We start from the raw sequence: 22,513 nt of genomic DNA, 5'->3' as shown, positions 1-22,513 counted from the left end.
AGAGGCTAGCCAGTTTGCCGCCATGCGCAAGGGGCGTTGCAGCAGGGCGGGCAATCGCCTAAATCGGGACCATGAAACGTGCTATTCTCATTCATCCCGATCCGCGCCTGAAAAAGGTCTGCGCGCCCGTGGCCGATATCTCGGACGAATTGCGGGCGCTGGCCGACGACATGCTGGAGACCATGTATGACGCGCCGGGCATCGGCCTGGCAGCGCCGCAGATCGGTGTGCTCGACCGCTTGATCGTGTTGGATTGCGTCAAGGAAGAGGGTGCTGCCGCCCGCCCGCTGGTGATGTTCAACCCGCGCGTGGTGGCCGCCTCGGACGAGACCAATGTTTACGAGGAAGGCTGCCTGTCGATCCCCGAGCAATATGCCGAGGTGACCCGCCCCAAGGTGGTGGATGTCGAATGGATCGACCGCGACGGCAAATTGCAAAGCGAGACCTTTGACGGGCTCTGGGCCACTTGCGTGCAGCATGAGATCGACCATCTGGATGGCAAGCTGTTCATCGACTACCTCAAGCCGCTGAAACGCCAGATGATCACCCGCAAGATGCAAAAGCTGAAGCGCGAGCGGGCCCGGGTGTGAGTGTCCTGCCGATCCTGACCTGGCCCGATGCGCGCTTGTCGCGGCGTTGTGCGCCGGTCGAGGGGATCGTGCCCGACGATCTGATCCGCGACATGTTCGACACCATGTATGCCGCCAAGGGGCGCGGGCTGGCCGCGCCGCAGGTGGGCGTGATGCAGCGGTTTTTCGTCATGGATGTCGGCTGGAAAGAGGGCGCGCCCAGCCCGATGGCGATGATCAACCCGGTGATCATGGCCGCCGAGCGGGTGCCGGTCGAGATGGAGGAGGCCTGCCTGTCGATCCCCGGCCTCTCGGTGCCCGTCACCCGGCCCAAGGCGGTAACCGTGCAATGGACCGCGCCCGAGGGCGACATTCACATGGCCGATTTCGACGGGTTCGAGGCGCGCTGCATCCAGCACGAATTCGACCATCTGAACGGGGTCGTCACGCTGGATCATCTGGACCCGCAAGCGCGTGCTGCCATGCTGTCCGAATATGAGGGAAACCGTCCATGACCGTCCGTCGTTGTCTGCCCTGGCCCGACAAGCACCTGCGCAGCCGCGCCGCCGAGGTGAGCGAGATCACCGACGAGATCCGCGCCATCTGGAACGACATGATCGACACGATGGAGGCGATGCCGGGCGTGGGCCTGGCCGCGCCACAGATCGGGGTGATGCTGCGATTGGCGGTGGTCGATGGCTCGTCCGAGCGGGGCCGTGCGGTTCGGATGGCCAACCCCGAGATCCTGCATGCCTCGGTCGAGCTGCGCGAACATGACGAGGCGAGCCCCAACCTGCCCGGCGTCTCGGCAAAGCTGAAGCGCCCGCGTGCGGTGACGGTGCGGTTCCTGAACGAACAGGGGCAGGTCGACCGGCGCGATTTTGTCGGCATCGAGGCGACCAGCGTGCAACACCAGATTGATCACCTGAACGGGCGGATGTATTTCGACAATCTCAGCAAGGTCAAACGCGACATGCTGCTGCGCAAGGCGCGCAAGCTGGGGGGCTGAGGTCATGCGCGTCGTGTTCATGGGAACCCCCGATTTCTCGGTTCCGGTGCTGGAGGCGCTGGTCGCGGCCGGGCACGAGATCGCCGCCGTCTATTGCCAGCCGCCGCGCCCGGCGGGGCGCGGCAAAAAGGACCGCCCCACGCCCGTCCATGCCCGCGCGCTGGAACTGGGGCTGGAGGTGCGCCACCCGGTCTCGCTGAAAGGGGCCAAGGCGCAGGCGGATTTCGCGGCGCTGGGCGCCGATGTGGCGGTGGTGGTGGCCTATGGGCTGATCCTGCCGCAAGCGGTGCTGGACGCGCCGCGCCACGGATGCCTCAATATCCACGCCAGCCTGTTGCCGCGCTGGCGCGGCGCGGCGCCCATTCACCGGGCGATCATGGCGGGAGATGCTGAAACGGGCATTTGCATCATGCAGATGGAGGCGGGGCTGGATACCGGTCCGGTGCTGCTGCGCGCTGCGACACCCATCGCAGGGGAGGAAACCACCGGCGCCCTGCACGATCGGCTGTCGATGATGGGCGCCGACCTGATTGTCGAGGCGCTGGCACGCCTGCCCGAACTGACGCCCGAGCCGCAACCCGAGGATGGCGTCACCTATGCCGCCAAGATCGACAAGGCAGAGGCGCGGGTGGACTGGACCCGCCCGGCGGTCGAGATCGACCGGCAGATTCGTGGCCTCTCGCCGTTTCCCGGCGCCTGGACCGAGATCGCGGGCGAACGGGTGAAACTGCTCGCCTCACGCCTGGACGAGGGGCAGGGCACCCCGGGTGAGGTGCTGGACGATGCCCTGACCATCGCCTGTGGCACCGGCGCTGTCTCACTCACCCGCTTGCAACGGGCGGGCAAAGGGGCGCAGGATGCCGACATCTTCCTGCGCGGCTGGCCCGTGCCAAAGGGAACCCGCCTGTAGAAGGGGATCGCGTATGTTCATGGTTCTGATGGGAACGGTGGTGATCGCCGGGATCGTCGGCTACATCTCCGAGAAATCGGGGTTCACCCATAACGGCTATCTGCAATCCATCATCATCTGCGTCGGCGGGGCCTTCCTGTTCTATTTCTTGCGGATCATGTTCGGGATCGGTTTCGGATCTCCGGGGATGAATGCCATTCTTTCGTCTATCGGCGCGCTGATCATCGTCCCCTTCCATTGGAGGAAATGAGATGCATATCGTTGTCCTGATCATCATCGGTGCCGCTGCCGGTTTCCTGGCCACCCGGCTGATGCGGGTCGAGGCGGATATTCCCACCACCATGCTGATCGGCATCGTGGGCGCGCTGATCGGCGGGCTGATCCTGCGGGCGCTGTTGACGATGATGGGATGGCTGTCGGGTTTTGTCGGCGCGGTGCTGGGGGCGCTTCTGGTGGTCTGGCTCTGGCAGACCTATCTGCGGCGGCGCTGAGACGTGCGGGCGAATGCGAGGCTCTGCCTCGCGCTCCGGAGTATTTTGGGCGAAATGAAGGGGGGTCAGCCGCGCGTGCGCGGCGGGCGGCTTTTGTAGACCGGCAGGCGCCAGCCAAAGATCAGCGAGCCGGCGCGCAGACCCCAGCAGACAAGCGCGCAGAGGCCCAGCGCGGGCAGGGTGGCCAGCCCCAGCCCGGTGGCGATCACGGCCGCCACCGCTCCCGCCAGAGCGCAAGAGACATAGAGTTCGCCTTGTTTCAGGACCAGCGGCACCTCGTTACAGACCACATCGCGCATCAGCCCGCCGAGACAGCCGGTCATCATCCCCATCAGCACCACGATCACCGGCGGTTGCCCCTGCGCCAGTGCGACCCCGGTGCCTGCCGCCACTGCAATGGACAGTGCGAAACTGTCCAGCCAGATCAGCAACCGATAGCGGCTTTCGACCAGATGCGCGGTGAAGAAGACCAGCGCCGCGGCGCCCGAAGCGATCAGGATATAGGCGGGCTGGCCCACCCAGAACACCGGGTCGCGGCCCAAAAGCAGGTCGCGCATGGTGCCGCCGCCCACCGCTGTCAGGCAGGCGACAAAGGCAAACCCAACCAGGTCGAGCTGCGCCCGGCTGGCCACCAGCGCGCCGGTCAGGGCAAAGACCAGGACCGAGGCGTAATCGAGCAGGGCCAGCAGGCTCATGTCTGGGCCTTTGTCGGTTTGAAGGGTTTCATGCCTGCGCGCGCCAACTCGTCGGCGCGTTCGTTTTCCGGGTGCCCTGCATGGCCCTTGACCCATTCCCAGGTCACGTCATGGCGTGACTGTGCCGCATCCAGCCGTTGCCACAGTTCGACATTCTTGACCGGTTTCTTGCCAGCGGTCTTCCAGCCGTTGCGCTTCCAGCCGAAGATCCAGCCGGTCACGCCGTTCTTTACATAGGCGCTGTCGGTGACCACGGTGATTTTCGAGGGCCGCTCCAGCGTTTCCAGCGCGTTGATCGCGGCCAGCAACTCCATCCGGTTGTTGGTGGTCTCCGCCTCGCCGCCGCACAGCTCGCGTTCCTTCAGTACGGTCTCGCCCTCGATGGCGCGCAACAGTACGCCCCAGCCGCCGGGGCCGGGATTGCCGGAACAGGCGCCGTCGGTATAGGCAAAGATCTCAGGCATGGGCGCGCATCGCGATCCAGTCCTCGACCTTGCCGCTGAGGCCCGGCCCGGCGCCGAATGTGCGGTCGGTGATGGTGAAACCGGCCTGCTGCAACAGATGCTCCAACGCGTCCTCCTGATGGTAGCTGTAGAACCGGCCGAGGCTGTCGCGCCCTTCGCCGGTTCCGAGTTTGAGGGCGATATGGAAAATCCCGCCGGGTTTCAAGGCCCGAAACAGGCGCGCGAGATGGCCGGGAAACTCGGCATGGGGGGCATGCAACAGGCTGAAATTGGCCCAGATGCCGTCATAGGCGGCGGTATCCTCGATCTCGTCGAACCGGGCTAGCCGGGCTGCGACGCCCGGCTGCCGGGCAGCCAGCGCCACCATTTCGGCCGAGGCATCGACGGCAACGACCGCAAGTCCTGCCCGCGCCATTTGGGCCGCGGAGGTGCCCGGGCCGCACCCGAGATCCAGTACCCGGCCGCCGCTTGGCAGCATGGCGACAAAGGCCTGCAGCATGGGGTCGGCGGCGTTGTGATCCTCGGTCAGCGCGGCATAGTCGCTGGCGCGGTCGTCATAGATCCGGATCGTTTCCGGGTCGCTCACAAGAAGGCCCCCACCGCCAGGCACAGGGTAACGACCGCCGTCAGCAAGAGGCGAAGCCGCATCCACCAGATCGGCGCCAGCCCCCAGCTGGCAAAGGCCGCATCCAGCATCAACAGGCCCAGAAAGCCGAAGATCAGGTTGATCGCCGCGCCGGTCGGGCCGCCCCCGGTCATGAAAAAGGCCCAGAGCGCGGGCAGCACCGCAAGCGCATAGCCGGTCGCGGCGCGGCGGCCATCGGCCTTGGTGGCAAAGCCCCAGAGCACGCCGGACATGAAGGCCAGGATGATCTGGCCATAGGCGATCTGCACATATGGCCCCACAAAACGCGGGCCGAGGGCAGCGGCGCCCCAGGCCTGCAAGGCGGGACTCAGATAGGTGAGGGCGCCCCAGAGGAACGGGATCAGCCCGGCAAGGCCCAGGATCAGCGGTGCGCGGGGAATGGCGGTCATGCGCGCTCCATCGCCAGGCGGGCGGCAAGCCCGGCAAAGACCAGGGCAAAGCCGCGCCCCATCCAGCGCAGCGCGCGCTCGCTCTGCATCAGATAGGTGCGTGCCGCCGAGGCGAAGGCGCCATAAATCAGGAACACGGCAAAGGTCATCGCCATGAAGACGAGTCCCAACAGGCCCATCTCGGTCGTGGCGCTGGCCGGATTACCGGACAGGAACGGCGGCAGCAGCGCCAGGAAAAAGACAGAAAGCTTGGGGTTCAGGATGTTGATCAGCGCCCCGCGCCAGGCGATCCGCCAGCCGGGCTGGTAGCTGTGCTCGGACCGGATCGCCAGCGCGCCGTCACTGCGCAGCGCCTGCCAGGCGAGGTAGAGCAGATAGGCGACGCCCGCGGCCTTGACCAGCTGGAACAAAAGCGCCGAGCTGTGCAGGATCGCGGCTAGCCCCAGAATGGCCGCCGCCAGATGCGGCAGAATGCCAAGCGTACAGCCCAGCGCCGTCCAGGCCGCCGCAGTGCGTCCGCGCCCCAGACCGATCGCGAGCGTATAGATCACACCGGTACCGGGAGCCAGGATAACGACAAAGGCGGTGATGAGAAATTGCAATGAAATCATGAATCTAACCCTTTATCTGTCGCCGGTCCGCTGCCGGTTGCCATGCAGCCTAGCGGTGAACCTGTGGTTAGGGAAGCGGGGTTTCGGTGAGGCGCAGGCTGTCCCGCCCGGCCATATCCAGCCACCAGTTCGTTAACGCGGGATAGCGGCGCAGCAGGTCCGCCGCCTGTGGCGCCTGTACAAAGGCTGCGATCATCGGCGCCAGATGGCAATCGGCGCGGGTCATCTGTCCGGACAGGACCAGCCCTTCGGCCGCGATCTCGTCAAGCGTGGCCAGAACCGTCGGGGCACGCTCCATCCCCTCGCGCAGGCTCTGCTGCGATGCGGGTTCGCCCATCGCCGGGCGAAACACCGCGTGGGAATAGACCTGCCGGACCAGGGGCCAATAGGCATAGGCGTCCACGATCGAGATCACCTGCACCACACGCGCCACCGCTGCGGGGTGTTCAGGCATCAGTGCGGGGCCGGGAAAGGCCAGATCGACATAGGCGGTGATCGCGGCGGTTTCATAGAACCGCGCGCCTGCGTGATGCAGCACCGGTACCCGGCCGAACGGGTGCTGTCCCTGCGCGCCGGGGGCAAAGGGGTCGTGTTCGTGATAGTCGTATGCGACCGCCTTTTCGATCAGCGCCAGCCGCGCCGCCCGCGTATAGACGCTGTAGCGATAGCCGGTCAGGGTCGGCCGATGCGGGGTCACGCCGGTTGCCGCAGCACGCGCGGCACCTTGAACTCTACATGTTCAACGGCGGTTTCCACCACCTCGAGCGTTACTTCGAAGCGCGCGCGAAAGGCGTCGATCACCTCGTTCACCAGCAATTCGGGGGCCGAGGCACCAGCAGAGACGGCGACGGTTGCGATACCGTCCAACGCGCGCCAGTCGATGTCTTCGGCACGTTGTACCAGCTGCGCATAGGAACAGCCCGCCTTGGCGGCGACCTCGACCAGGCGGCGTGAATTCGACGAGTTGGGCGCCCCAACGACCAGGAGCGCGTCCGATTTTGGCGCCACCGCCTTGACCGCCTCTTGCCGGTTGGTGGTGGCGTAGCAGATGTCTTCCTTGTGCGGGCCGACGATCTGCGGGAACCGCGCCTGAAGTGCTGCCACGATATCACGGGTGTCGTCCACCGACAGGGTGGTCTGGGTGACAAACGCAAGGCGTTTGGGGTTACGCACCGCGATGCGGGCCACATCCGCGACCGTTTCGACCAGAAGCACCTCGCCCTCGGGCAATTGTCCCATGGTGCCGATGGTCTCGGGGTGGCCGCGATGACCGATCATGATGATTTGCAGCCCGCGTTCCGCGTGCCGCTCGGCCTCGATATGGACCTTGGACACCAGCGGGCAGGTGGCATCGACATAGACCATCTGGCGCCGCTCGGCCTCGGCCGGAATCGCTTTGGGAACCCCGTGGGCGGAAAAGATCACCGGCCGGTCACCGGGGCATTCATCCAGTTCCTCGACAAACACGGCCCCCTTGGCGCGCAGCCCGTCGACCACGAACTTGTTATGCACGATCTCGTGACGGACATAGACCGGCGCGCCCCATTTCTCGATCGCCATCTCCACGATCTTGATGGCGCGATCGACGCCAGCGCAGAACCCGCGCGGAGCGGCCAGGTACAGGGTCAGGGGCGGTTTGGTCATGGCTGCATCTCCTTGCCCGGAACAGGTAAGGCTTTGGCTGGCGAAGGTCCAGCCCGGGTCAGGGCTTCACAGAACCGTCACGAGAGGTTGCTAGGAAGAGGGTGTTGATCACAATTCATTTCAGAACGCAGAACGGCCGGGTGATCATTCGCCCGGCCGTCCTATACTCACTGTTCGAACCATGCGCCATGGTGCGCTAGGTTCACTGCGCGTTGGCTGCGATTGATCGCGGTTCCATCGGCATGTCGCGCGGGGGGCGACCGATCACGTCACGCAATTCCTCGAGTTCGATGAAATTGTCAGCCTGGCGACGCAACTCGTCCGAAATCATCGGTGGCTGGCTGCGAATCGTCGACACGACCGAGACCCGAACCCCCTGACGCTGGAGACTGGCCACGAGCGGCCGGAAATCGCCATCGCCCGAGAACAGCACGATATGATCGACGCGTGGCGCCAGTTCCATGGCATCTACGGTCAGCTCGATATCCATGTTCCCCTTGACCTTACGACGCCCCATGCTGTCGGTGTATTCCTTCGCGGGTTTGGTCACCATGGTGAAGCCATTGTAGTGCAACCAATCGACAAGGGGACGGATCGGCGAGTATTCGTCATTCTCCAGCAGCGCTGTGTAGTAGAAGGCTCTCAACATCTTGCCGCGCCGCATGAACTCTTGGCGCAGCAGCTTGTAGTCGATGTCAAAACCAAGAGCCTTTGCCGCTGCATAAAGATTCGAACCGTCGATGAACAGCGCAAGCCGTTCGTCTTTATAAAACATAATTGTTCCTTCCGGTATGAACCGTTTCGCCTGTGTCCGTGAGTGAGTGATAAAAAAACGGCGAAATGGTCTTTCCAATGTAAGTGAAACGCCATTTATGGCAAGGGTGCACTTGACGTGAACGGAAGCATGCGATGATCAAAAAACAACGAGAATCCGTTATCGCCTTGGGCGCAAATCTAAGTTTTGATCAAACTCCCCCTGCCTTGACGTTGCGGCATGCTATCCGGGAACTGGCGGGACAAGGCTTGTCTGTTGGCGCCGAAAGCCGATTCTATGTGACGCCCTGCTTTCCACCCGGAGCGGGACCAGACTACGTCAATGCGGCGATCACCATCAATGGAAATCTATCAGAGGTTGCCATCCTTGCGGTGCTGCACCGGGTCGAAGAGATGTTTGGCCGCAGGCGCGAGCAACGCTGGGGCATGCGCACGCTGGATCTCGACCTGATCTGTCATGGCGATCGCATTGTCCCGACGCTCGAAGAATACGAGAAATGGCGCCGCCTTCCGCCTGAGATTCAGGCGAAAGCCGCGCCCTCAGAGCTGATCCTCCCGCACCCGCGTGTGCAGGACCGGGCCTTCGTCCTTGTACCGATGGCTGACGTGGCGCCGGATTGGCGCCATCCGGTTCTGGGCAAGACCGTGGTTGAGCTGCTGGCAGATCTGCCGCCCGAGGACGTGGCCGGAGTTAAGCCGTTATTGCCGTGAAACAGGGGATTTCCTGCTTGTCAAGCGCGGGAAACGCGCCTAGATACGTCCTTTCTGGACAAGGTTGCACTTTGGAGAGTCGCTTATGGCCCGCGTGACGGTAGAAGACTGCGTAGACAAGGTTCCGAACCGGTTCGAGCTGGTATTGCTCGCCGCTCACCGCGCGCGCGAAATCTCTGCAGGCGCGCCGATCACCGTGGATCGGGACAACGACAAGAACCCGGTCGTTTCGCTCCGCGAGATCGCCGACGAAACACAGAGCGCCGATGGCCTGCGGGAGCGCCTGATCGAGGCCAACCAGACTCAGATTGAAGTCGACGAGCCCGAAGACGACCAGATGGCGCTGCTGATGGGGGCCGAATCGGACCGCCCAGCCGAAGACGACATGTCGGAGGAACGCCTGCTACGTGCCCTGATGGAGGCGCAGGGGCAGGGCTGAGCGCGCCGCGCGAAAGGATGCGGACAGGATGATTTCTGTTGACGATCTGATTGCGCTGGTCCGCAACTACAACCCCAAGACCAATGTCGAGCGCATTACCCGGGCTTATGAGTTCGGGCGCAGAATGCATGACGGCCAGTTCCGACATTCTGGCGAGCCGTACTTCACCCATCCCGTCGCCGTCGCCGCCATTCTGACCGAACAGCGGTTGGACGATGCCACCATCATCACCGCGCTGCTGCACGACACGATCGAGGACACCAAGGCCAACTATGGTCAGGTGTCCGAGTTGTTCGGCGAAGAGGTGGCGATGCTGGTCGATGGTGTGACTAAGCTGACCAATCTGCAACTCTCGTCGCGCGAGACCAAGCAGGCCGAGAACTTCCGCAAACTTTTTATGGCCATGTCCAAGGACCTGCGGGTGATCCTGGTCAAGCTGGCCGACCGTCTGCACAACATGCGCACGATCAAGGCGATGCGCCCGGAAAAGCAGGTGATCAAGGCGCGCGAGACCATGGATATCTATGCCCCGCTTGCCGGCCGCATGGGCATGCAGTGGATGCGCGAAGAGCTGGAGGATCTGGCTTTTCGCGTGCTCAACCCCGAGGGGCGCCAGTCGATCATCCGCCGTTTCATCACGCTGCAACGCGAAACCGGCGACGTGATCCATCGGATCACCGGCGACATGCGGCACGAACTGGAAAAGGCGGGGATCGAGGCAGAGGTGTTCGGGCGCGCCAAGAAGCCCTATTCGATCTGGCGCAAGATGCAGGAAAAGGATCAGGGCTTCTCGCGCCTGTCCGACATTTACGGGTTCCGCATCATCACCGGGTCCGAAGAGGATTGTTACCGCACGCTGGGCGCCATCCATCAGCGCTGGCGCGCGGTGCCGGGCCGGTTCAAGGACTATATCAGCCAGCCGAAATCGAACGGTTACCGGTCGATCCACACCACCGTGTCCGGGCGTGACGGCAAGCGGGTCGAGGTGCAGATTCGGACCCGCCAGATGCATGACGTGGCCGAAACCGGGGTTGCGGCGCATTGGTCCTATCGCGATGGGGTGCGCACCCAGAACCCGTTTGCCGTCGACCCGGCGAAGTGGATCGCGGGCCTGACCGAGCAGTTCGACAACGAGGAAGATCACGAGGATTTCCTCGAAGCGGTCAAGCTCGAGATGTACTCCGACCAGGTGTTCTGCTTCTCGCCCAAGGGCGATGTGGTCAAGCTGCCGCGTGGAGCGACCCCGATCGACTATGCCTATGCGATCCACACCCGGATCGGCCACGCCTGTGTGGGCGCCAAGGTGGACGGCATCCGGGTGCCGCTGTGGACCCGGCTCAAGAACGGCCAGTCGGTCGAGATTATCACCGCCGAAGGCCAGACCCCGCAAGTGAGTTGGCTTGAAATTGCCGTCACCGGCAAGGCCAAGACCGCGATCCGGCGCGCGCTGCGCGAGGTGGACCGCGAGCGGTTCATCAAGCTCGGGCATGAGCTGGCGCGTTCCGCATTTGAACATGTAGGGCGCAAGGCCACCGACAAGGCGCTGGACACGGCGGCCAAGCACCTGAGGCTCAAGAACCGGGATGAGTTGCTGGCCCGGCTTGGGTCGGCCGAATTGACGGCGCATGATGTGGTGCAGGCGGTCTATCCGGAGCTTGCGCCCGACCATGGCGATGCCATTCCGCCAAGGCGGGCCGTGATCGGCCTGGAACCGGGGCAAAGCTTTGACCGCGCGCCCTGTTGTCAACCGTTGCCTGGCGAACGCATTGTCGGGATTACCTATCGCGGCAAAGGGGTGGTGGTGCACGCCATAGATTGCGAGAAGCTGAGCGAGTTCGAGGACCAGCCGGGGCGCTGGGTCGATCTCCATTGGCACTCGGGTACGCATCCGGCGGTCTATGGTGCGACCCTGGAACTGACCATTGGCAACGATGCGGGTGTTCTGGGGCGTATTTGCACATTGATCGGCGAGAAGAAGGCGAATATCTCCAACCTGGAATTTATTGACCGCAAGCCGGATTTCTACCGGTTGATGATCAGTGTCGAATTGCGTGATGTCGAACAGTTGCACTCATTGATGCTGACGCTTGAAGCGGAAAGCGATGTGGCCTCGGTCGAACGCTACAGGGAAAAGGCCAAGGCAGGCGCCGCGGTGAACTAAGGGTCAGAGGGTACGGAAAGGACGTCCACGCGTGGTTTTCAAGCGCCGAGATCGCCGGTCCCTGCTGCAGGTGCTGTGGGAACTGATCTGGCCGCGCGGCGGTTGGACCCGGGCTTTTCACTACGTCAAACACAGGGTCCGCCGGTTGCCGGACCGGCCCGAGCGCATAGCCCGTGGCGTGGGGGCTGGAGTCTTTGCCTCGTTTACCCCATTCTACGGGATGCACTTCGTCATCGCGATCGTCTTGGCGCGGCTGATCAACGGCAACATCCTGGCTAGCCTCAGCGGGACGTTCTTCGGCAATCCGCTGACCTATGTGCCGATTGGCGTCATCTCGCTGCAAACCGGGCATTTCATTCTCGGAACCCATTTCGAGGAAGGCTCGGAACACGGTCTCATGGGCAAGTTCGCCAGTGCGGCGGGCGATCTCAAGAACAACTCCATTGCCCTGTTCACCGATCAGACCGCCGACTGGCACGCCTTGAAGCTCTTCTATGACGAGGTGTTCTACCCCTACATGATCGGCGGGATTCTCCCCGGAATCGTCGCCGCCGTGGTCTGTTACTACCTTAGCCTGCCATTGATCCGCACGTACCAGCAGCGTCGGCGTGCCAAGATCAAGGCCAAGTTCCAGGCGATCAAGAAAAAGGCCGAGGCCGCCCTGCCAAACCCCAGGAAACCCGGCTAGGGTCGGCCACAAGCGAGTCGGAAAGGAACCCCCTGATGTCTGCTGAACAACTGCGTCTTGGCGTGAACATTGACCATGTGGCGACGGTGCGAAATGCGCGTGGCGGCGCCTATCCCGACCCGATCCGCGCCGCCAAAATCGCCGAACAGGCGGGCGCGGATGGCATCACCGCGCATCTGCGCGAGGATCGCCGCCATATCACCGATGCCGATATCGACGGGTTGATGGCGGCGCTGAGCGTGCCGCTGAACTTCGAGATGGCCGCCACTGACGAGATGCAGAAGATCGCGCTCCGCCACAAGCCGCACGCGGTCTGCATCGTGCCGGAAAAGCGCGAGGAACGCACCACCGAAGGCGGGCTTGAGGTTGCGCGCGAGGAAAACCGGCTGGCCCATTTCATCGCCCCCCTGCGCGAGGTCGGCTGCCGTGTCTCGATTTTCATCGCCGCCGACCAACGGCAGATCGAGGCCGCGCACCGGATCGGCGCGCAGGTGATCGAACTGCATACCGGCGCCTATTGCGACGCCCATGCCGAGGGCGACTATGCCGCGCGCGACCGCGAGTTGGAGGCCCTGCGCGAGATGTCGGCCTTTGCCCATTCGCTGGGTCTTGAGGTGCACGCGGGCCACGGGCTGACCTATGAAACGGTGCAGCCGATCGCGGCCTTTCCCGAGGTGCGCGAACTCAACATTGGGCATTTCCTGATCGGTGAGGCGATCTTTATGGGCCTTGAACCGGCGGTTCGCCAGATGCGCCGCCTGATGGACGAGGCGCGCGCGTGAGCCGTCAACGGTCGCCATTGCTGGCGATACTGGGCTTTCCGGTTCGCGTGGTGAGAAGCCTGCCGCGCACCCTGCTGGCCCTGCTGGTGATTGGCGGATTGGTGTTCAACATTCTGACGTTAACCGTTTCCGGCGCATTTACTGCCGCGTCCGGGATCCTGTCGGCGGCGGGTTTGTCAACCGTTGCCGCCCGAGAATCCGCCGAGGCGGCGCTGCGCCGGGAAGCAGCGGACAAGGCCAACCGCGAAGCACTTGAGCGCGCCACGCGAGAGGCATCGGAAAAAGCTGCGCGCGAGGCACGCGAGACGGCGCTGCGCGAAGCGGCTGAACGTCGTCTCGCGGTGAACCGTGTTGCGGCCTCGACTCGGGACGCAATCGGCGACCGCCTCGCAAGGCAGGCCGCACGCAACTCGGCATCGGTGTTTGCCGAGGCGATCCCCGTCGTCGGTGTGGGCGTCATCGCTGCTGCGCTTGTGCTGGAAGTCAAGGACAGCTGCGACACGGCCCGCGACATGACTGCGCTTGTTGCGGCCATCGAGACTGAGGGCGACGCCCAAGCGGCGCGAGAGGCGGCAGCAGCGGCATTCGACTGCGCGGACCTGATTCCGAACTATGATGACCTGCCCACGAAAGATCAAATATGGGGCGAAGTCAGTTCGGCGCCGGAGAAGGCCTGGGACAAAGCAACCGGTTACTATGACACACTGGCAGGTGCGGACTGGTCGGCAGTCGTGGGCAATGTCGGCACATATGCCGTTAGCTGGGGCGAAAATGCTGCCTCTGTCCTTAACAACTGGGTTGAATACTGGTTCAACAGCGCGTCGGAGGTTCAGGAATGATCCTTGGCATCGGCACCGATCTGGCCAATATCGAGCGGATCGAGCGCACGCTCGACCGCTTTGGCGACCGCTTCCGCAACCGGGTCTTTACCGAGACCGAACAGCGCAAGGCCGAGCGCCGCTCTGACACCGCCGGCACCTATGCCAAGCGCTGGGCCGCGAAAGAGGCCTGTTCCAAGGCTCTGGGCACCGGCCTGCGTATGGGTATCAGCTGGCGCGACATGGCGGTCACAAATCTGCGCAGCGGCCAGCCGGTCATGCATGTCACCGGCTGGGCGGCGAAGCGCCTGCGCGAGATGACACCTGACGGGCATGAGGCGATCATCCACGTTACCCTGACCGACGATCATCCCTGGGCACAGGCCTTTGTCGTGATCGAGGCGCGCCCCAGCGCCGATCAGGGTGGGGCAAGCTTGACTTACCCGACCCCGCCACGCATGTAGCCCCACGAAACGCCCGCTGAAACTGGAGAGCCGAATGGCCAGCAAAGCCAAGTCAGGAAATTCCTTTGTCGAGACGATCAAGACGATTGTTTACGCGCTGCTGATCGCCGGTGTCTTCCGCACCCTGTTCTTCCAGCCATTCTGGATCCCCTCGGGCTCGATGAAGGAAACACTGCTGATCGGCGATTTCCTGTTCGTCAACAAGATGGCCTATGGCTATTCCTATGCCTCGTGTCCCAGCCTGATCATCCCGCGCTTCGGTATCGACATCGACGCCGAAGACGTGTGCGGCTGGATGAAGGGCGACAATACACGCATCCTGGGCGGTACGCCGGAACGGGGTGACGTCGTGGTGTTTCGCCACCCGGTTTCGGGGCGCGATTTCATCAAGCGGCTGATCGGCCTGCCGGGGGACCGAATCCAGGTCAAGGATGGCGTGCTGCATATCAATGACACCGCGGTCCAGCTTGAGGATAACGGGGTTTTCGAGGAAACCGCCGAGGCACAGGGGCCACAGCGCCTGCGGCCACGCTGCGAGAACGGACCGGTGGGCGACGGTGGCGTCTGCCAGAAATCCCGCCAGATCGAGACCTTGCCAAACGGCGTCAGCCACAAAATCCTGAACATCGGTAATCAGGCGTCCGATCACACCGGTGTCTATACGGTGCCCGAGGGATACTATTTCTTCATGGGGGATAACCGCGACAACTCCAGCGACAGCCGTCTGCCGCAGTCAGCCGGTGGGGTCGGTTATGTGCCCTATGAGAATCTGATCGGTCGGGCCGACCGCATCATGTTCTCCTCCGCTGGCCGCTCGATGCTGTTTTTCTGGACCTGGCGCAGCGACCGCTTCTTCAAGGGGGTCGAGTGAAACTGTCAGCTGACATGTCTGCCTTTCAGGATCGGCTTGGCTATGAGTTTGCCCGGCCGGAACTGCTGGTGCGTGCATTGACGCATGGTTCGATATCCTCGTCCACACGCGCCGATAATCAGCGGTTGGAGTTTCTGGGCGACCGGGTGCTGGGGCTGGTGATGGCCTCGGCCTTGCTTGAGGCAGACAAAGCCGCAACCGAAGGCCAGCTTGCGCCACGTTTCAACGCGCTGGTGCGCAAGGAGACTTGCGCCGATGTGGCGCGGCAGATCGATCTGGGCGCGGTGCTGAAGCTCGGCCGGTCCGAGATGATGTCGGGCGGCCGACGCAAACAGGCTCTCCTGGGCGACGCGATGGAGGCGGTGATTGCCGCGATCTACCGCGACGGCGGGTTCGAGGCCGCGCAAGAGGTCATTCTGCGGCTTTGGGGTGCGCGTATCCATCAGGTCGAAGCCGATGCCCGGGACGCCAAGACCGCACTTCAGGAATGGGCGCAGGCACGCGGGCAGAAACCGCCCGCTTACGACCTCGTGTCCCGCTCGGGACCCGACCACGCGCCGGTGTTCACCATCGTGGTGCGTCTGACTGATGGCGGTGAGGCAAAGGCAACTGCCGGGTCGAAACGCCAGGCCGAACAATCCGCCGCGCGGGCCCTGCTGGACCGTCTCGAAGGCGAGGCGGGCTGATGCTTCGCGCGGCGCTGTTGCTGCCGGTGGTGTCGCTCATTCAATGCGGGCAGGATGAGACCGTGGCCGCTTATGGTGCTGGCGGGCGGGAGTGGGTCCTGCGCAGTATCGACGGTACTGAGTTCCCCGCTTTCGCCGCGCTTGAATTCCCGGAGGCCGGGCGTGTCGCGGGGCAGGGGCCTTGCAACGGGTATTCCGCCACGCTGGACGTCCCTTACCCCTGGTTCGAACTCCGCGATCTTGCGGCCACACGCGCGGCCTGTCCCGATCTGGAGGCCGAAGGCACCTTCTTTGCTGCCTTGATGGCGATGGAGCAGTCCGAGGTTTCCGGCGGTATTCTGATCCTGCGGAACGAGGCCGGACACGAAATGCTGTTCAACGCGGTCGACTGACAAGATCGACAAACCGCCTCCGCGCCTCGGGCAGGGGGCGGTCGCCCAACGAGGGAGCCAGCCGGTTCTCCATGAAATATCCGGTGGTGCCCAAAGCTTCGGCAATCTCGGTATCGGGGGCCGGACCCTGCCCGCGCAGACAGGGGGGCAGCGGCAGCAAGCGGTCGGCCCATACCCCCGCCGCCGCAGCGCTCACCGCGCGCCCGGTGCGCGGTGAAACGAACACCAGATCTTCGGTTGTACCGGTCACCGCGCAGGCCCTCAGATCAAGGCCGAAGCCAAGCTCCTCCAGCAGACCAAGTTCCCAGCGCAGATAGGCCAGGGGCCAGATCTCGTCCTGTCCCAGCAGGTCGAGCAGTCGCTCGCTCTGCCGATAGAGATTTGGATGCGGCTCCCGTTCGGGCAGGCAAAAGGACAAAAGCGCGGTCACCGCATTGAGACCCGCCAGCGCCATCTGCCCGGACATGGCCGCAGCCGCCCGCGACCGTAGCGGTTCGACCGTGAAACTGCCGATGTGATCCTCCAGCCGGGCCCGCCAGGATACATCCAGTTGCGCGCCCGGTTGCAGGATCGGCGCAATCTTGCGGCTGGTTCCACCGCGCACCACCCCTGCGTGACGGCCATGTTCCTGTGTAAAGACCTCGATGATCGCCGAGGTCTCTCCGTGGCGGCGCACAGCCAGCAATATACCCTGATCGCGCCAGTCCACTTGGCCCCCCTGAACATGCCGACAGAATGACCGCAGGCGGCAGTCGGCTGCAAGGGTGGTTATCCCAACCCGTCTTCGTCCAACAGGTGGCGGCCCTGCCGGTCCTCGACTTCGATCACCCAAAGGTCAGGGTCGAAACCCCGTTGCCGGGCGATGGCGGCATCCACATCCGCCTCGCCGCCCGCGGCCAATTCCGTCCATTTGCGGGCCCCGGTCATCAGGTCGTATTCCCGGTGCAGCGCGACTGCGCGCCCATCGAGCGTGTTCAGCTTGACCAGGACGGCACCGGCGGTGTTGTCGCCATGGGCGGTGACAAAGGCCGGGATATCGTTGAACCTGAGCCGGGCAATATATGCGTGCACCCAGAATTCCGCCGTCAGTCGTGCCATGCGCTGCCCTTCGGCCCAATGCCGTCAGTTGCCGTCCTTGAAATCGAGGCCCATCTCGGAATAGCGCTCGGCCTCTTCCAGCCAGTTGGGGCGCACCTTGACCTGAAGGAAGAGGTGGATCTTGCGGTCCAGGAACTCTTCCAGTTCGGCCCGCGCCGCCTGGCCCACTGCCTTGACGGTTTCGCCGCGCTTGCCCAGCACTATACCCTTGTGGCCGTCGCGCATGACATAGATCACCTGGTCGATCCGGGCCGAGCCATCCTTGCGCTCTTCCCAGTTCTCGGTCTCGACGGTCAGTTGATAGGGCAGCTCCTGATGCAGGCGCAGGGTCAGCTTCTCGCGGGTGATCTCGGCTGCGATCATCCGCATCGGCAGATCGGCGATCTGATCCTCGGGATAGAGCCAGGGGCTTTCGGGCAGTTCCGCCGCCAGCCATTTGCGCAGGTCCGCGACCCCGTGGCCACGCTCGGCCGAGATCATGAAAGTGCGCGCAAATTCAAAACGCGCGTTCAGCGCCTCGGAAAGGCTCAACAGCTTTTCCGCAGGCACCCGGTCGATCTTGTTGATGGCCAGCGCCACGGTGCGGCCCTTGGCGATCTCGGTCAGACCTTCGAGGATGCGCTCGACCCCTTCGGTGATGCCGCGATGCGCCTCGACCATCAGAACCACGATATCGGCATCCGCAGCACCCCCCCAGGCTGCGGCGACCATGGCGCGGTCAAGCCGCCGACGCGGCTGGAACAGGCCCGGCGTGTCGACAAAGACGATCTGCGCCTCGCCCTCCATCGCGACGCCGCGAATGCGGGTGCGCGTGGTCTGCACCTTGTGAGTGACGATCGAGACCTTGGCCCCGACCATGCGGTTCAACAGGGTCGATTTGCCCGCGTTGGGCTCTCCGATCAGGGCGACAAATCCGGCACGTGTGGTCATGGGCGGGTCCTGGTTGCAAGTCGCACCCTCTACAAGGTTTTGCCGGGTCTCGCCAGAGGCAAAAGCCATGTCAGCGACCAGAGGGCGCATTGCGGATGTCGGCCGCCCATGCCAGCCTGTGGCTCAGGTCCAGCCAACTGACAGCCCGGCCTCTTTCCCAATTGCAGAAATGAGGTGTCGCATGTTTCGTCGCGATCTGTTGTTTGGAGGCGCCGCCCTGTTGGGGGCCGCCGGCTTGGCGCATCTGGGATCCGCCATGGCCCCACACGGGATGCAGGAGTTGGTGGTTCAGCAAGCTACCTACCAGCTACGCCACCAGCAGACGGCGGGCATGGTCAGCCTGTCGTCCGATGCGCCGCCGCCGGTTCTGTACGGGCGGCAGGGGCAAGAGATGCGGTTCACTGTCCGCAACACGCTGGACGACTACACCGCGATGCATTGGCACGGGCTGCGGATCGCCAATGCGATGGACGGGGTGCCCTATCTGACCCAGATGCCGATCGGCCCGGGAGAGGGGTTCGCATATGCCTTCACCCCGCCCGATGCGGGTACGTATTGGTATCACCCTCATTGCATGACGATGGAGCAGATGGCCCATGGCCTGACCGGGGTGATAGTCATCGCCGATGCCGAGGATCCGGGGTTTGACAGCGAAGAGGTCATAAATCTGCGCGATTTCCGGCTGGATGCGGCGGATGCCTTCCTGCCTGCCTATACAGCGCGCGGCGCGGCGCGCGGGGGCACCATGGGCAATGTCCAGACTGCCAACTGGCGGCAGGGGCCGGTCTATGACCATGGCGCCGGGTCGCTGGTGCGGCTGCGGGTGGTCAATACCGACACGACCCGCATCTACAGACTCTATCTCGATGGTGGCACGGCGCGGATCATCGCCTGGGATGGGCACCCGGTCAGCGTCGAGTTGCCGGTACCGCGCATGGGCGCGCCGCTGCTGCTGGCGCCCGGTCAACGGGTCGACCTCGCGGTGGTCATGCCGGTGGAGGAGGGGCAGCAGGTCGACCTCATGGCCGATCTACCCGGCCAGCCGCCCCGGCTGATGGCGGGGCTGCGCGCGGTGGGGTCTGGCCCCAAGCGCGCTTTGGCCGAGTTGAAGTCGCTGGCCCAGAACCCGCTGTCGCAACCTGATCTCGACCGCGCCGAGCTGCACGAATTCGTCTTTGGCTGGACCCCAGAGGGGAACGCGCCCAATGACGGGTTCTGCGGCACGATGGGCTATTCGTTCTGGTCGATCAATCGCGCAGCCTGGGCTGGTGATGCGGCGACGGGCACGGCGCCGCTGGCGGTGCTGGAACGCGGCAAGAGCTATGTTCTGCGGCTGCGCAACGAATCGCCCAACCTTCATCCGATCCACCTGCACGGGCTGGCCTTCGTGCCGATCGCGTCGAACCGGCGCAGCCTGCCGCCGCTCTGGACCGATACGATGCTGCTGTTGAAGGACGAGGTGATCGACATCGCGCTGGTGGCCGACAATCCGGGCGACTGGGCGTTCCATTGCCATGTGATCGAGCATCAGAAGACCGGGCTGACCGGGTTCCTGCGGGTAACCTGAGGCAACGAAAAAGCCCGGCACCGGGCCGGGCTTTTCAAACCATTGAGGATGGATCAGCCCAGCAGGCGGCGGGCGATCACCTGGGCCTGAATCTCGGCGGCCCCTTCAAAGATGTTCAGGATGCGCGCATCGCAGAGCACGCGGCTGATCTTGTACTCCAGCGCAAAGCCATTGCCGCCATGGATCTGCAAGCCGTTGTCGGCCGCGGCCCAGGCCACGCGGGCGCCCAGCAGCTTGGCCATCCCGGCCTCGAGATCGCAGCGGTGGCCGTGATCCTTTTCCCAGGCGCTGAAATAGGTCAGCTGGCGCGCGATCATGATCTCGACCGCCATCATCGCCAGCTTGCTGGAGACGCGGGGAAACGCGATCAGGGCGCGGCCGAACTGCTTGCGGTCCTGCGCATATTGCATCGCGATATCCAGCGCCGATTGCGCCACGCCGATGGCGCGGGCGGCGGTCTGGATGCGGGCGCTTTCAAAGGTCTCCATCAGCTGTTTGAAGCCCTTGCCCTCTTCACCGCCCAGCAGGTTCTCGCCCTTGACGTGGAACCCGTCAAAGCCAAGCTCGTATTCCTTCATGCCGCGATAACCCAGAACCTCGATCTCGCCACCGGTCATGCCAGGGGTGGGGAAGGGCTCGGCATCGGTGCCCGGCGTCTTTTCCGCCAGGAACATGGAAAGGCCACGGTAATCGGTGGTGTTGGGGTCGGTGCGCGCCAACAGCGTCATCACATGGGTGCGCGCGGCATGGGTGATCCAGGTCTTGTTGCCGGTGACCTTGTAATCGCCGTTCTCGTCCTTGACCGCGCGGGTGCGCAGACTGCCAAGGTCCGAACCGGTGTTCGGCTCGGTAAACACGGCGGTGGGCAGGATCTCGGCGCTGGCGATGCGGGGCAGCCAGCTGGCCTTCTGCTCGTCGGTGCCGCCTGCGATGATCAGTTCGGCGGCAATCTCGGAGCGGGTGCCCAGCGAGCCGACGCCGATATAGCCACGGCTGAGTTCCTCGGACACCACCACCATCGACGCTTTCGACAGGCCAAAGCCGCCGAATTCCTCTGGGATGGTCAGGCCGAACACACCCATCTCGGCCAGTTCCTCGATGACTTCCATCGGGATCAGCTCGTCCTTGAGGTGCCAGTCATGGGCAAAGGGTTCTACCTTTTCCACCGCGTAGCGGCGGAACTGGTCGCGGATCATCTCCAACTCTTCGTCCAGACCCGAGGCACCGTACATGGTGGCGCCGGCCTGATCCTGCATCAGCTCGACCAGACGGGTGCGGGCGGCCTGTGTATTGGCCTGCGCCATCAGGGTCTGCACTTCGGCGGCCTGGAAGCCCGACAGCGCGTCCCAACCCAGGCCCAGGTCCTGAAGCCGGACCACCTCGCCCTGGTTCATCGGTATGCCACCGGCCATCTGGTGCAGGTACTCGCCAAAACCGATCTGGTGGATCAGCTTTTCGATCTCGCCGAACTTGCCCTCGGCCTGCAACGCCTCGGCCCAGCGCTGCATCTGGCGCAGCGATTGCTGATAGGTGGCCAGCCAGGACAGGCCATGCGCGGCGGTCTGGTTGGCGTCGATCAGGGCCCCGGACACGCGGCCGCCTTCGCTCACCATCTCGCGCACGGAGTCGCGGGCGCGCTCGAACAGCGCATCCACCGGGGCAAGCGCCGCGCCGGTCAGGCGCAGAAGGTCGGGCAATAGAACGGTTTGCGTGGTCATCGTCATCGGGTCCTGTCCGTCATGGGCCATGAATCACATCCTCTCGTGGTCCGTCCGGTCATATCATTTTGCACATGCAGCGCAACAAAAATGCGCAATTTACCCTTAAAACGTTTCAATGTTGCGTTTGAAATTTTGCAGTGCAGCGCCGGTTCAGAGTGCTATGAGGGGGTATGATGAGCATTCTCGACCTGCTTTCGCTTCAAGACTGGGTCCTTGCCGTTGTGATCGTGCTGCTGGCCGGTTGCATCAAGGGCATGGTCGGTTTTGCCATGCCGATGATCTCGATTTCGGGGCTCAGCATGGTGCTGCCGCCAGACTGGGCTCTGGCGGGTTTGATCATGCCGACCCTTGTGACCAACGGCATGCAGGCCTTGCGACAGGGTACATCGGCGGCAATGGCTTCCGTGAAACGCTTTCGCGTGTTCCTGATTGTGGGCTTCGTATTCCTTTTGGTCAGTGCTCAATTGGTCACCCAGGTCGCGCCAGAAACCTTCCTGCTGATGATCGCGGTTCCGGTGGTTCTGTTTGCAGGGATGCAACTGCTTGGGCTGGGCTTCACCCTGTCGCGGCAATCGCTTCCGGTGGAAGCTTGCGTGGGGGCCGTGGCCGGGGCTGTTGGCGGCATGTCCGGTGTCTGGGGGCCGCCCACGGTCGCTTATCTGACCGCGTTGAACACGGAAAAGCGGGATCAGATGCGGATCCAGGGCGTCATATACGGTCTGGGTGCGCTGGGTTTGGTTGGCGCTCATCTGGTATCCGGAATTCTGCGGGCCGAAACGATACTGTTTTCGTGTTTTCTGGTGGTTCCCGCAGTCTTTGGCATGTGGCTTGGCGGGCTGGCCCAGGACCGGATCGATCAGGTCATGTTCCGCAAGATCACCTTGCTGGTGCTTCTGGTTGCGGGCCTCAACCTTTTGCGGCGGGCATTGGTCGGCTAGCCAGCAGGCTGACAACGCCCGTACCCGAACGGCCATCGGGTCAGG

30 protein-coding genes are annotated in these 22,513 nt (G+C 63.7%); 18 read left to right on the top strand and 12 right to left on the bottom strand.

What is annotated here, in order from left to right:
* The first annotated feature begins 71 nt into the window (after nucleotides 1-71).
* Genes def (OE747_RS13590) through OE747_RS13565 form a run of 6 tightly spaced genes read left to right on the top strand, consistent with a single transcriptional unit; the run spans nucleotide 72 to nucleotide 2,979 of the window.
* Nucleotides 72-590 (top strand): peptide deformylase, encoded by a 519-nt coding sequence (gene def, locus OE747_RS13590; RefSeq protein ID WP_263829128.1) that lies wholly within the window; start codon nucleotides 72-74, stop codon nucleotides 588-590.
* Nucleotides 587-1,084, top strand: a complete 498-nt coding sequence (gene def / locus OE747_RS13585; protein WP_263829127.1) for a peptide deformylase — start codon at nucleotides 587-589, stop codon at nucleotides 1,082-1,084. The genes def (OE747_RS13590) and def (OE747_RS13585) overlap by 4 nt, the downstream gene beginning before the upstream one ends.
* A complete protein-coding gene (gene def, locus OE747_RS13580; RefSeq protein WP_263829126.1) occupies nucleotides 1,081-1,578 on the top strand; it encodes a peptide deformylase in 498 nt (165 codons plus the stop codon). The genes def (OE747_RS13585) and def (OE747_RS13580) overlap by 4 nt, the downstream gene beginning before the upstream one ends.
* A gap of 4 nt (nucleotides 1,579-1,582) precedes the next feature.
* Entirely contained in the window at nucleotides 1,583-2,488 is a 906-nt protein-coding gene (gene fmt / locus OE747_RS13575) for a methionyl-tRNA formyltransferase (RefSeq protein ID WP_263829125.1), read from the top strand.
* A gap of 13 nt (nucleotides 2,489-2,501) precedes the next feature.
* On the top strand, nucleotides 2,502-2,738 hold the full coding sequence (locus tag OE747_RS13570; RefSeq protein WP_234139851.1) for a hypothetical protein: 237 nt from the start codon (nucleotides 2,502-2,504) through the stop codon (nucleotides 2,736-2,738).
* A gap of 1 nt (nucleotide 2,739) precedes the next feature.
* Nucleotides 2,740-2,979: a GlsB/YeaQ/YmgE family stress response membrane protein gene (locus OE747_RS13565; protein ID WP_011048904.1), complete on the top strand. Its 240-nt coding sequence runs from the start codon at nucleotides 2,740-2,742 to the stop codon at nucleotides 2,977-2,979.
* A 65-nt stretch (nucleotides 2,980-3,044) separates the two neighbouring features.
* Here OE747_RS13565 and OE747_RS13560 read toward each other — a convergent pair whose 3' ends face one another.
* The 8 genes from OE747_RS13560 to OE747_RS13525 form a co-directional block, all read right to left on the bottom strand.
* Nucleotides 3,045-3,674 carry a trimeric intracellular cation channel family protein gene (locus OE747_RS13560; RefSeq protein WP_234220614.1) on the bottom strand — a complete coding sequence of 210 codons (630 nt, stop codon included), beginning with the start codon at nucleotides 3,672-3,674 and terminating at the stop codon, nucleotides 3,045-3,047.
* Nucleotides 3,671-4,138: a ribonuclease HI gene (gene rnhA / locus OE747_RS13555; protein ID WP_263829124.1), complete on the bottom strand. Its 468-nt coding sequence runs from the start codon at nucleotides 4,136-4,138 to the stop codon at nucleotides 3,671-3,673. Before rnhA ends, OE747_RS13560 begins: the two co-directional genes overlap by 4 nt.
* On the bottom strand, nucleotides 4,131-4,724 hold the full coding sequence (locus OE747_RS13550; protein ID WP_263829123.1) for a class I SAM-dependent DNA methyltransferase: 594 nt from the start codon (nucleotides 4,722-4,724) through the stop codon (nucleotides 4,131-4,133). The genes rnhA and OE747_RS13550 overlap by 8 nt, the downstream gene beginning before the upstream one ends.
* Nucleotides 4,721-5,173: a DUF3429 domain-containing protein gene (locus OE747_RS13545; protein ID WP_263829122.1), complete on the bottom strand. Its 453-nt coding sequence runs from the start codon at nucleotides 5,171-5,173 to the stop codon at nucleotides 4,721-4,723. The genes OE747_RS13550 and OE747_RS13545 overlap by 4 nt, the downstream gene beginning before the upstream one ends.
* A complete protein-coding gene (locus OE747_RS13540) occupies nucleotides 5,170-5,784 on the bottom strand; it encodes a LysE family translocator (protein ID WP_263829121.1) in 615 nt (204 codons plus the stop codon). The genes OE747_RS13545 and OE747_RS13540 overlap by 4 nt, the downstream gene beginning before the upstream one ends.
* A gap of 67 nt (nucleotides 5,785-5,851) precedes the next feature.
* Entirely contained in the window at nucleotides 5,852-6,481 is a 630-nt protein-coding gene (locus OE747_RS13535) for a glutathione S-transferase family protein (protein WP_263829120.1), read from the bottom strand.
* Entirely contained in the window at nucleotides 6,478-7,428 is a 951-nt protein-coding gene (gene ispH / locus OE747_RS13530) for a 4-hydroxy-3-methylbut-2-enyl diphosphate reductase (protein ID WP_263829119.1), read from the bottom strand. Before ispH ends, OE747_RS13535 begins: the two co-directional genes overlap by 4 nt.
* A 202-nt stretch (nucleotides 7,429-7,630) precedes the next feature.
* Nucleotides 7,631-8,203, bottom strand: a complete 573-nt coding sequence (locus tag OE747_RS13525) for a LabA-like NYN domain-containing protein (RefSeq protein WP_263829118.1) — start codon at nucleotides 8,201-8,203, stop codon at nucleotides 7,631-7,633.
* A gap of 134 nt (nucleotides 8,204-8,337) precedes the next feature.
* Here OE747_RS13525 and folK point away from each other — a divergent pair, with 134 nt between their 5' ends.
* From folK to OE747_RS13475, 10 genes are all read left to right on the top strand, one after another.
* Nucleotides 8,338-8,913 carry a 2-amino-4-hydroxy-6-hydroxymethyldihydropteridine diphosphokinase gene (gene folK, locus OE747_RS13520; protein WP_263829117.1) on the top strand — a complete coding sequence of 192 codons (576 nt, stop codon included), beginning with the start codon at nucleotides 8,338-8,340 and terminating at the stop codon, nucleotides 8,911-8,913.
* An 85-nt stretch (nucleotides 8,914-8,998) separates the two neighbouring features.
* The gene (rpoZ, locus tag OE747_RS13515; RefSeq protein ID WP_263829116.1) at nucleotides 8,999-9,352 is read left to right on the top strand and encodes a DNA-directed RNA polymerase subunit omega; all 354 of its coding nucleotides are present in this window, start codon (nucleotides 8,999-9,001) and stop codon (nucleotides 9,350-9,352) included.
* Nucleotides 9,353-9,380: 28 nt separating this feature from the next.
* The gene (locus OE747_RS13510; RefSeq protein ID WP_263829115.1) at nucleotides 9,381-11,513 is read left to right on the top strand and encodes a RelA/SpoT family protein; all 2,133 of its coding nucleotides are present in this window, start codon (nucleotides 9,381-9,383) and stop codon (nucleotides 11,511-11,513) included.
* 31 nt (nucleotides 11,514-11,544) lie between these two features.
* The gene (locus tag OE747_RS13505; protein ID WP_263829114.1) at nucleotides 11,545-12,201 is read left to right on the top strand and encodes a DUF2062 domain-containing protein; all 657 of its coding nucleotides are present in this window, start codon (nucleotides 11,545-11,547) and stop codon (nucleotides 12,199-12,201) included.
* 35 nt (nucleotides 12,202-12,236) lie between these two features.
* Nucleotides 12,237-12,983, top strand: coding sequence for a pyridoxine 5'-phosphate synthase (locus tag OE747_RS13500; protein WP_263829113.1), 747 nt, complete (start codon nucleotides 12,237-12,239; stop codon nucleotides 12,981-12,983).
* Nucleotides 12,980-13,822: a hypothetical protein gene (locus OE747_RS13495; RefSeq protein WP_263829112.1), complete on the top strand. Its 843-nt coding sequence runs from the start codon at nucleotides 12,980-12,982 to the stop codon at nucleotides 13,820-13,822. Before OE747_RS13500 ends, OE747_RS13495 begins: the two co-directional genes overlap by 4 nt.
* Nucleotides 13,819-14,265 (top strand): holo-ACP synthase, encoded by a 447-nt coding sequence (gene acpS, locus OE747_RS13490; RefSeq protein ID WP_263829111.1) that lies wholly within the window; start codon nucleotides 13,819-13,821, stop codon nucleotides 14,263-14,265. Before OE747_RS13495 ends, acpS begins: the two co-directional genes overlap by 4 nt.
* A gap of 34 nt (nucleotides 14,266-14,299) precedes the next feature.
* Nucleotides 14,300-15,136 carry a signal peptidase I gene (gene lepB, locus OE747_RS13485; RefSeq protein ID WP_263829110.1) on the top strand — a complete coding sequence of 279 codons (837 nt, stop codon included), beginning with the start codon at nucleotides 14,300-14,302 and terminating at the stop codon, nucleotides 15,134-15,136.
* Complete coding sequence (rnc, locus tag OE747_RS13480; RefSeq protein WP_263829109.1) at nucleotides 15,133-15,822, top strand: ribonuclease III; 690 nt, start codon at nucleotides 15,133-15,135, stop codon at nucleotides 15,820-15,822. The genes lepB and rnc overlap by 4 nt, the downstream gene beginning before the upstream one ends.
* Nucleotides 15,822-16,214: an META domain-containing protein gene (locus tag OE747_RS13475; protein ID WP_263829108.1), complete on the top strand. Its 393-nt coding sequence runs from the start codon at nucleotides 15,822-15,824 to the stop codon at nucleotides 16,212-16,214. Before rnc ends, OE747_RS13475 begins: the two co-directional genes overlap by 1 nt.
* Here the strand turns inward: OE747_RS13475 and recO are convergent.
* Genes recO through era form a run of 3 tightly spaced genes read right to left on the bottom strand, consistent with a single transcriptional unit; the run spans nucleotide 16,198 to nucleotide 18,242 of the window.
* A complete protein-coding gene (recO, locus tag OE747_RS13470) occupies nucleotides 16,198-16,923 on the bottom strand; it encodes a DNA repair protein RecO (protein WP_263829107.1) in 726 nt (241 codons plus the stop codon). The two genes, OE747_RS13475 and recO, sit on opposite strands and share 17 nt — an antisense overlap.
* A gap of 59 nt (nucleotides 16,924-16,982) precedes the next feature.
* Nucleotides 16,983-17,312 carry a DUF1491 family protein gene (locus OE747_RS13465; RefSeq protein ID WP_263829106.1) on the bottom strand — a complete coding sequence of 110 codons (330 nt, stop codon included), beginning with the start codon at nucleotides 17,310-17,312 and terminating at the stop codon, nucleotides 16,983-16,985.
* 24 nt (nucleotides 17,313-17,336) lie between these two features.
* Complete coding sequence (gene era / locus OE747_RS13460) at nucleotides 17,337-18,242, bottom strand: GTPase Era (protein WP_263829105.1); 906 nt, start codon at nucleotides 18,240-18,242, stop codon at nucleotides 17,337-17,339.
* Nucleotides 18,243-18,423: 181 nt separating this feature from the next.
* Between era and OE747_RS13455 the strand changes: the two genes are divergently transcribed.
* Nucleotides 18,424-19,809, top strand: a complete 1,386-nt coding sequence (locus OE747_RS13455; protein ID WP_263829104.1) for a multicopper oxidase family protein — start codon at nucleotides 18,424-18,426, stop codon at nucleotides 19,807-19,809.
* A 53-nt stretch (nucleotides 19,810-19,862) separates the two neighbouring features.
* Here the strand turns inward: OE747_RS13455 and OE747_RS13450 are convergent, their stop codons facing one another.
* On the bottom strand, nucleotides 19,863-21,557 hold the full coding sequence (locus tag OE747_RS13450; protein ID WP_263829103.1) for an acyl-CoA dehydrogenase family protein: 1,695 nt from the start codon (nucleotides 21,555-21,557) through the stop codon (nucleotides 19,863-19,865).
* A gap of 143 nt (nucleotides 21,558-21,700) precedes the next feature.
* Between OE747_RS13450 and OE747_RS13445 the strand changes: the two genes are divergently transcribed.
* Nucleotides 21,701-22,468 (top strand): sulfite exporter TauE/SafE family protein, encoded by a 768-nt coding sequence (locus OE747_RS13445; protein ID WP_404818318.1) that lies wholly within the window; start codon nucleotides 21,701-21,703, stop codon nucleotides 22,466-22,468.
* Nucleotides 22,469-22,513: the final 45 nt, after the last annotated feature.

It is taken from the genome of Ruegeria aquimaris, from assembly GCF_025751555.1.
Taxonomy (GTDB): Bacteria; Pseudomonadota; Alphaproteobacteria; order Rhodobacterales; family Rhodobacteraceae; genus Ruegeria_B; species Ruegeria_B aquimaris.
The sequence above is the reverse complement of the archived record's forward strand: the minus strand, read 5'-3'. Positions and strand labels throughout refer to the sequence as shown.